The organism is Nocardia seriolae NBRC 15557 (assembly GCF_007990715.1).
Taxonomy (GTDB): domain Bacteria; phylum Actinomycetota; class Actinomycetes; order Mycobacteriales; family Mycobacteriaceae; genus Nocardia; species Nocardia seriolae.
Genome location: NZ_BJWY01000096.1, coordinates 22,327 through 30,511 on the forward strand (window position 1 = coordinate 22,327; position 8,185 = coordinate 30,511).

The window sequence follows — 8,185 nt, forward strand, 5'->3', positions numbered from 1 at the left end:
TCACAGCTCCTCGGGGTGTTGCAGCAGATCGGACAGGGCGTGCAGGAGGCGGGCGCCGACCGCGCCGTCACTGGCGCGGTGGTCGGCGGCGAGGGTGGCGGTGACCTGTTCGCGGACGCCGAGCAGGCCGTCCACGGCGCAGGGGCGTTCGGTCACCGCACCGAAGCCCGCGATGGCCACCTGCGGGGCCGGGATGACGCCGAACACCGAATCCACGCCCAGATCACCGAGATTGGTGACGGTGATGGTGGCGGGCGCGGTGTCGGAGGAGCGCAGGCGCAGGGTGCGGGTGCGCTGCACCACGCCGCGCAGGGCCGCCATCATGGCGGGCGGGCCCAGGGTGTCGGCGGCGGGGATGGTCGGCACGATAATGCCGCCGCCGCGCAGCGAGACCACCACCCCGAGCGCCACCGTGTCGGCGGGACGGAATTCGTCATCGATCCAGTACCCGTTCATATCCGGGACCGCGCGCGCGGCCCGGGCCGTCGCGGTGAGCAGCAGCGCGGCGGGCAACAGGCGTTCGGTGATCGGCAGGCGCAGGTTCTGCACCCGCAGCCAGCGCATGGCGGCGGCCATGTCGATGGTGCTCGACAGGTAGTAGTGCGGCACCGTCCGTTTGGATTTCGTCATGGCGGCCGCGATGGTCCGGCGCATGGCCACCGGATCCCGTGGCGGCAGCTCGATGGCGGGCGCGCGCGGGCCGGATTCCGGCGTTGTCTGCCCGGCGGGCGCTGTGTCCCCGGCAGGTTCCGCGAGCCCGGTGGTCTCGGTGGGCGGGGCAGCCTTGCCGTTGGAGCGGTGTGCGACCGCCGCCCGCACATCGGCGGCCCGGATCGCACCATCCGGTCCGCTGCCGGTGACCGTGGACAGCTCCACACCCAGTTCGGCGGCCAGCCGCCTGGCATAGCCGGAGACCCGCAGCCGCGCGCCCGGCACACGTGCCACGGGCTGCCGGACGGCCGTGTCCCGATCCGCGACGGCGTGTTCCACATCCGAGCGGACGATCCGCCCGCCGGGCGCGGAGCCGTGCACGGTCGCCAGGTCGATACCGGCCTCGGCGGCGAGCTTGCGCACCAGCGGGGTCGTGCGCGAGGGCGGATGCACCAGATTCGCCACCGGCGCGGGCATCGGAGCGGGCGACACCACCTCGGGCACCGCGGTGGGCACGGCGATTTCGCTTGCCGGAGAAGGGGTTTCGGTGGCTGTCGCCTGCGCGCCGACGATCGTGGCCAGGGGTGTGCCGACAGGGACCGTTTCGCCTTCGGGCACGAGCAGTTCTCCGATGACGCCGCTCTCGAAGCACTCGACCTCGATGGCGGCCTTGGTGGTGTCCACCTCCGCGACCACGTCACCGGAGTGCACGGTGTCGCCCGGGTGGACCAGCCACTGCAACAGGGTGCCCTCGGTCATGTCCGCGCCCAGGGAGGGCATCACGAACGCGCCCAACTCAATCCACCGCCTTGCGGACCGCGGTCACGACCGCGTCGGGCTGCGGCAGGGCCGCCTCCTCGAGCTGGCGGGCGTAGGGAATCGGGACCTCGGCGGTGCAGACCCGCGCGATGGGCGCGTCGAGTTCGTAGTAGGCGTTCTCGGCCGCGCGCGCCGCGATCTCGGCGGAGACGCCCATGCTGCGCCAGCCCTCGTCCACGACCACCAGCCGGTGGGTGCGCGAAATCGATTCCAGCAGTGTGGTTTCGTCGAGCGGGCGCAGCGTGCGCAGGTCCAGGACCTCGGCGGAGATGCCGTCGGCGGCCAGCTGGTCGGCGGCGGCCTGGGCCACGTGCAGCGCGCCCCCGTAGGTGGCGAGGGTGACATCGGTGCCCGGCCGCCGGATGACCGCCCGGTCGATGTCGACCGCGCCCGCGTCGTCGGGGAGCTCGGATTCGAGGTTGTAGAGCGCGATCGGTTCGAAGATCAGCACCGGGTCGGGGTCCTGCAGCGCGGTCCACAGCATGCCGCGCGCGTCGGCGACGGTGGCCGCCGAGAGCACCTTCAGCCCGGGGATGTGCGCGTAGAACACCTCGAGACTGTGCGAATGCTGTGCCGCCAGTTGCCGTCCCGCGCCGGTGGCGATGCGGATCACCAGCGGCACCCCGAACTGCCCGCCCGACATGTGCCGCAGGGTGGCGGCATTGTTGAGGATCTGATCGAGGGCCAGGAGGCTGAAGTTCACGGTCATGATCTCCACGATCGGCCGCATGCCGCCCAAGGCCGCGCCGATGCCCGCGCCCACGAACGCCGATTCGCTCAGCGGAGTGTCACGGATGCGCTCGGGCCCGAATTCGTCGAGCAGGCCCCGGCTGACCCCGAAGCAGCCGCCGTACGCGCCGATGTCCTCGCCCATGAGGAATACGCGATCGTCACGGATCATGGCTTCCGGCAGTGCTTCTCGCACCGCTTCCCGATAGCTGGTCATGAGCGCTCCGCGTAGACGTGGCGGGTCAGGTCGGTGATCGGCTCGACCGGGGCGGCCTGGGCCGCGGCGATGGCCGCGTCGATCTCGGCGTCGGCGGCCGCTTCCAGGGCCGCCCGGTCGGCGTCGCCGAATTCCCCGGTGGCGGCGAGGTCCGCGACCAGGTGCTCGATGGGATCGCGCTGCTTCCAGTCCGCGATCTCGTCCTTGCTGCGGTACTTGGCGGCGTCGTACATCGAGTGCGCCCGGAACCGATAGGTGCGCAGTTCCAGGAAGCAGGGACCGCCGCCGGCCCGCATGGCTTCCACGGCCCGGCGGGTCGCTTCCGCGACCGCGACCGGGTCCATGCCGTCCACCGGCCAGGCGGCCACGCCGTAGCTCGCCGCGCGCAGGGCCAGATCGGTCATGGCGTGCTCGTGCTCGAGCGCGGTGCCCATGGCGTATCGGTTGTTCTCGCAGGCGAACAGCACCGGCAGCCGCCACAGCGCGGCCAGGTTCATGCACTCGTGGAATTCGCCCTCGGCTACCGCGCCGTCGCCGAACAGGCACACGGTGACCGCGTCGCGCTTGCGCATGGCGTCGGCCAGCGCGAGCCCGGTCGCCACCGGCATCCCGCCCGCGACAATGGCATTGCCGCCGAAGAAGCGGTGCTCGGCGTCGAACAGGTGCATGGACCCGCCGCGCCCGTGGCTGACCCCGGTGCTGCGCCCGAACATCTCGGCCATGATGGCCTCCATCGGAATGCCGCGCGCGATGGCGTGGCCGTGTTCGCGATAGGTCGAGACCACCGCGTCTCCGGGTGCGATGGTCCCCAGCAACCCGGCGGCGATGGCCTCCTCGCCGATGTAGAGGTGCAGGAAGCCGCGGATGGCCTCGGAACTGTAGAGGCGGACACAGCGCTCCTCGAAGCGCCGGATGCGAATCATGGTGCGTAACATGGTGATCCGCTCATCAACCGTCGCGGTGCCGGGCGCGGCCACCGGTACGGGTGCGGACTCGGATGTGGGCGCGGGCGCGGAGGGCTGCTTCTTGCGCCCGCCGTCGCTGCGCCGGCGCGGACCTGCCGTCGGTGCCCCGGTGCGCCGGGCCGCGGGGGTCACGAGACCGTCTCCAGCGTCGAGACGTCGCCCTCGGGAAGTCCGAGTTCGCGGGCCTTGAGCAGTCGCCGCATCACCTTGCCGCTGCGGGTGTGAGGCAGGGATTCGGCGAACACGATCTGCTTGGGCGCGACCGCGCCCAGCTGGCGCCGCCCGAAGGCGAGCAGTTCGTCGTGCAGCCGGGTGGTCGGCTCGAATCCGTTGTGCAGCAGGACGAAAGCCTTGACCAGCTCGCCCGCCACCGGGTCGGGGGTGCCGATCACGCCCGCCTCGGCCACCGCCGGATGCGCCATCAGGGCGCTCTCGACCTCGAACGGGCCTACCAGGTGGCCCGCCGATTTGATCACGTCGTCGGCGCGGCCGACGAACCAGAAGTAGCCGTCGTCGTCGCGGCGGGCCAGGTCGCCCGACAGGTACCAGCCGTCGGCGAAAGCCTTTGCGTACCTGGCCGGTTCGTTCCAGTAACCGCGGAACATCGAGGGCCAGCCGACCCGCACCGCGAGCTCGCCGACCTCGCCGTCGGCGGCCGGGGTGACCTGACCGTCGGTCACCGCGGCCCGCCCGTCCGCGCCGCGGCGCAGCACGGTGGCCTCGATGCCGGGCAGGGGGCGGCCCATGGAGCCGGGCCGGATATCGGCGGAGGCCAGGTTGGCGATCATGATCGAGCCGGTCTCGGTCTGCCACCAATTGTCGTGTGCCGGAAGGCCGAGCACCCGATCGGTCCACTCCACCGCCTCCGGATTCAACGGCTAGCCGACGCTGGCCACGAACCGCAGCCGCGACAGGTCGGTGCCCTCGGGCAGTTCGTCGCCGTAGCGCATGAGCATGCGCAGCGCGGTGGGCGCGGTGTACCAGACCGCCACCTGCTCCTCGGTGAGCACGCGATACCAGCGGCGGGCGTCGAATTCGTCCTCGTCGCAGATCAGGGTGGCGCCCAGCGCGAACGGCGCGATCACCCCGTAGGACATGCCGGTCACCCAGCCGGGATCGGCCGTGCACCAGTAGATGTCACCGGGGCGCAGGTCCAGCGCGTTGCGGGCGCTGATCTCGTGGGCCAGCACCGCGCCGTGCACGTGCACCGCGCCCTTGGGGGTGCCGGTGGTGCCGCTGGTGAAGTGCAGGATCGCCGGATCCTCGGCTTGCGTGTGCACGATGGGGAATTCGGCGTCGGCGGTGGCCATGGCCAAGGTCAGGTCGACGGTGTCGTCGAGCGGCTCGGCCTCGATGTCGGCGTCGGTGACGATGACATGGTTCAGGGCGGGCAGCTGTGCCCGGTGCGGCGCGACCTTGCGCCGGTACATGCCGACCGTGGTGATCAGGGTGCTCGCGCCGGAGATGGTCAGCCGCTGCCGCACCGGTTCCGGGCCGAAGGCCGAGAACAGCGGCACCACAACGCATCCGGCCTTCCACGCGCCTAGGATCGCCACATACAGTTCGGGGGTGCGCCCGAGCAGCGTGCACACCCGCTCACCGCGCCGCACGCCCAGCGTGCGCAGCACATTGGCGAATCTGTCGCTCAGCGAGGCGAGTTCGGCGTAGGTGAGGGTGACGCGCTGGCCGTCGGCGCCGCGCCAGCGCACCGCGGGCGCGTCGGCCAGCGGGGTGCCCAGGTGCCGGTCCACGGCCCGGTAGGCGATATTGATGCCGCCGTCCGGTTGCGGCGGGACAGCCGAACGCGCGGCCGCCCAGGTGAATTCGCGGTAGGCCGGTTGATAGTCGGTGAGATTGGCCGCCGCTCGCTCGGCCGGGGTCTTCTCGATGGTCTCCCAGCGTGCGGGTTCGGTGCCGGGCACGCGTTCGGTTCCTGTGGTTCGCATCACGCCTCCTGTATCCAGTCAACGACGCCGCGACGGTGATCGGCAGGGCGCAAAGGCCACCGCGCCGGGGACCTCGGTCCCCCATGACCGGGCACGACTCCTCTGACGCCACCGATCCACCGCGGGCAGGCTCGGGCCATGAGCCATCACACCGATCCCTTCGCCGCGCCCGTCCACACCGCGCACACCTGGCTGGCGACCATCGCCGAACGCCTGGAGACCGAGGACCGCATCTACGCGCACAAGGCCATGCGCGCCTGGCTGCACACGGTCCGCGACCGGCTCGGCGTCAATGCCGCCGCGCACCTGAGCGCCCAACTGCCGGAGGTGCTGCGCGGCATCTTCTACGAGGGCTGGATTCCCGCGCACGTGCCGGTGCACCACGACGCGGCCTCGTTCGTCGGACAGTTCGCCCGCGAGGCCGGGGTCGCGCCGGACGTGGTGCCGGAGCTGGCGGGCGCGGTGACCGACGCCTTCGCCGAGCTGTTCTCCCCCGGCCAGCTCGACCACGTCCTGGCCCAGGTCCCGGTGCGGCTGCGCATGCTGCTGCTGGGCACCGACTTCGCCGAGGTGCTCGCCGGAGCCGGAGTGTTCACGCCGCCCGCGGAGATGTCGGACCTCGAACAGCGGGTGCACGCGCTCGCCGATGCCGTCAACGCGCTCACCCGCGGCCTCGAGACCCCGCCCGGCGGCCAATTCGATGCCGAGGCACAGAGTTCGGCCGCCGCCCACGCGCACCGCATCCTCCAGGCCGAGGGCCTCACCCGCCCGCCGGTCCAATCTCGTTGACGGCGGCACGCGTCGCACCCGCCCCGGCGATCGGGGCGGGTGCGATCGCGGATCTCAGCAGCGGACTCCGGTGACGGCAAAGCGCTCCACCTCCGCGATGTGCCCGCCCGTGGACACCGCGAGGGTCAGCGTGGCGGGGCAGTCGGCCGCGAACGGCAGCGTCGCCGTCCACGGGGTGTCGGTTCCGCCCGCCGGAATCCCGGTGACCTCGCCCAGCGGCCGATCGTGGCCGAGGCCGAGAATCCGCACGCGCAGGCTCTCGTCCACGCCGGTGATCTTGCCGCCCACCGTGACCGGGGTGCGGACCGTCGCGCCGTAGGCCGGGGTGGTCAGGGACAGGGTGGCGTCCTGACTGCCCACCACCTCCCAGGGCTTCTCGTTCGCGGCCCCCTCCCCGATCCGGGCCAGATGCAGGACCGCCGCGACCGCCGCCACGCCGTTGGTATTGTCGAAACCCACACTCACCCAGGCCTGTTCGCCCTGGGTCGACACCTTCACGACCTTGTCCACGCCGCTGTAGCCCAGATACTGCCGGGTGAACATCTGCGCGATCTCCCCGGCGTCGAGGTGCCAGGGCTGATGGCCGCCCGGGTTGGCCTCGCGCTGCCAGGCGATCGCCTGCCCCACGCTGCCGAAGGGCCACAGCGGCTGGTAGCCGAAATCGGTGGCGGGCGCGGAGGTCGGTGTGGTCGCGGACGGCACCGGCGACCCCGGTATGGATGCCCCGGCCGATGCCGTCGGGGATGGGGAGCCGGACCGGTCCGCGGAGCCGTGCCGGTCCTCGCGCGTGACCGCGAAGAGCACCGCCGCCGCGGCCAGGATGACCGCGACGACGGCGATTCCGATGGCCACTACCGAACGGCGCTGCGCCGGTGGTGTTTCGGCGTTCATCTACTACCTTCGCTGTTCGTGGTGGCTTCAGGCTACGCCGGTGACCGTCCGCACCGCGCCGGTGGCCGGGAGCACCGAGGCGATGGCGGGGCGCACCGAGGTGATGGCGGGAGCCGCGGCGCGATCGAGCACACGCAGGTACAGCGCCACATGGTCGCGGGCCATCCGTTCCAGGCTGAAACGGCGTTCCGCGGCGGCACGGCAGTCCCGGTGGTCGAGGTCGGGGATGCGCTCGATCGCCTCCAGCATGGAATCGCGGTCCGCGCACAGGAATCCGGTACGGCCGGGATCGACGATCTTCGGGGCCGCGCCCTTGGGGAAGGCGAGCACCGGGGTGCCGCAGGCCAGGGCCTCGGCCATGACCAGTCCGAACGGCTCGGGCCAGTCGATCGGATTGAGCAGCGCGTCGGCCGATCGCAGCAGCCGCACCCGCTCGTGGACCCCGAGTTCCTGGGGTTCGGGATCGTCCGGGCCCAGCAGCGGGCGGACCTCCCGCTCGTAGAACTCGCGTTCCTCGGCTTCCCGGATCTTGCTGACCAGCACCAGTTTCCGGCCGGCGGCGCGGGCGAACTCGACGGCCCGGTGCGCACCCTTGGCCGCGCACATCCGCCCGATCCACATCAGGTAGCCGCCGCCTCCCGGACCGTAGCGATAGGTGTCCAGGTCGATGCCGTGGTGGATGACCGTGTCGATGGGGATCGGGGCTCCGAAACGCGTCTGCGCGTAGGAGATCGCCACCACCGTGACGCGGTCGGCGAAGGAGGCGATATTGCGGGCGTTCATCGGATCGAACGGGCCGTGGCAGGTGCTGACCACGGGCGAGCCGTCCGGGCGCGGGCCGATCAGCGGGCCCAGGGCGGTGTGGTCGTGGATGATGTCGACGTCGGAGAGTTCCTCGTAGGCGGCCAGCACGTGCGCCGCCTCGGGCACCGCCACCCCGATGGGGCTGAACGGCCTGTCGTAGAGATGGGATTTCGGTACCGGGCAGGTCGATTCGCCGACGGTGAACAGGCGCACGTCGTGTCCGAGCGCGGCCAGGCCGCGGGCCAGATTGTCGACGACGGCCTCGGTGCCGCCGTAGGCCGGCGGCGGGACGGGAACCCAGGGCGGAGCTATCAATCCGATGCGCACAGCGTCTCCTTCGCTAAGGCGGCTCGGTGTGATTCACGGCCTAATAC

The 8,185-nt window shown here is 71.6% G+C and carries 6 protein-coding genes and 1 pseudogene; 1 reads left to right on the forward strand and 6 read right to left on the reverse strand.

The annotated features are described in order from the left end of the window. The 4 genes and pseudogenes from NS2_RS25315 to acsA all read right to left on the reverse strand — a co-directional run bounded on the left by NS2_RS25315 (position 1) and on the right by acsA (position 5,327). The gene (locus NS2_RS25315) at positions 1–1,446 is read right to left on the reverse strand and encodes a dihydrolipoamide acetyltransferase family protein (protein ID WP_096490590.1); all 1,446 of its coding nucleotides are present in this window, start codon (positions 1,444–1,446) and stop codon (positions 1–3) included. Between the two features lies 1 nt (position 1,447). Continuing rightward, a complete protein-coding gene (locus NS2_RS25320) occupies positions 1,448–2,416 on the reverse strand; it encodes an alpha-ketoacid dehydrogenase subunit beta (RefSeq protein ID WP_033089845.1) in 969 nt (322 codons plus the stop codon). After that, on the reverse strand, positions 2,413–3,351 hold the full coding sequence (gene pdhA / locus NS2_RS25325; protein ID WP_033089864.1) for a pyruvate dehydrogenase (acetyl-transferring) E1 component subunit alpha: 939 nt from the start codon (positions 3,349–3,351) through the stop codon (positions 2,413–2,415). Before pdhA ends, NS2_RS25320 begins: the two co-directional genes overlap by 4 nt. 158 nt (positions 3,352–3,509) lie before the next feature. Next, positions 3,510–5,327: pseudogene (gene acsA, locus NS2_RS25330) on the reverse strand (acetate--CoA ligase). Between the two features lie 138 nt (positions 5,328–5,465). Between acsA and NS2_RS25335 the strand changes: the two are divergent. Then, the gene (locus tag NS2_RS25335; protein ID WP_033089844.1) at positions 5,466–6,116 is read left to right on the forward strand and encodes a DUF2267 domain-containing protein; all 651 of its coding nucleotides are present in this window, start codon (positions 5,466–5,468) and stop codon (positions 6,114–6,116) included. Between the two features lie 54 nt (positions 6,117–6,170). Here the strand turns inward: NS2_RS25335 and NS2_RS25340 are convergent, their stop codons facing one another. After that, complete coding sequence (locus tag NS2_RS25340; RefSeq protein WP_228102820.1) at positions 6,171–7,007, reverse strand: Gmad2 immunoglobulin-like domain-containing protein; 837 nt, start codon at positions 7,005–7,007, stop codon at positions 6,171–6,173. 27 nt (positions 7,008–7,034) lie between these two features. After that, positions 7,035–8,138, reverse strand: coding sequence for a glycosyltransferase family 4 protein (locus NS2_RS25345; RefSeq protein ID WP_063865062.1), 1,104 nt, complete (start codon positions 8,136–8,138; stop codon positions 7,035–7,037). Between the last annotated feature and the right edge of the window lie 47 nt (positions 8,139–8,185).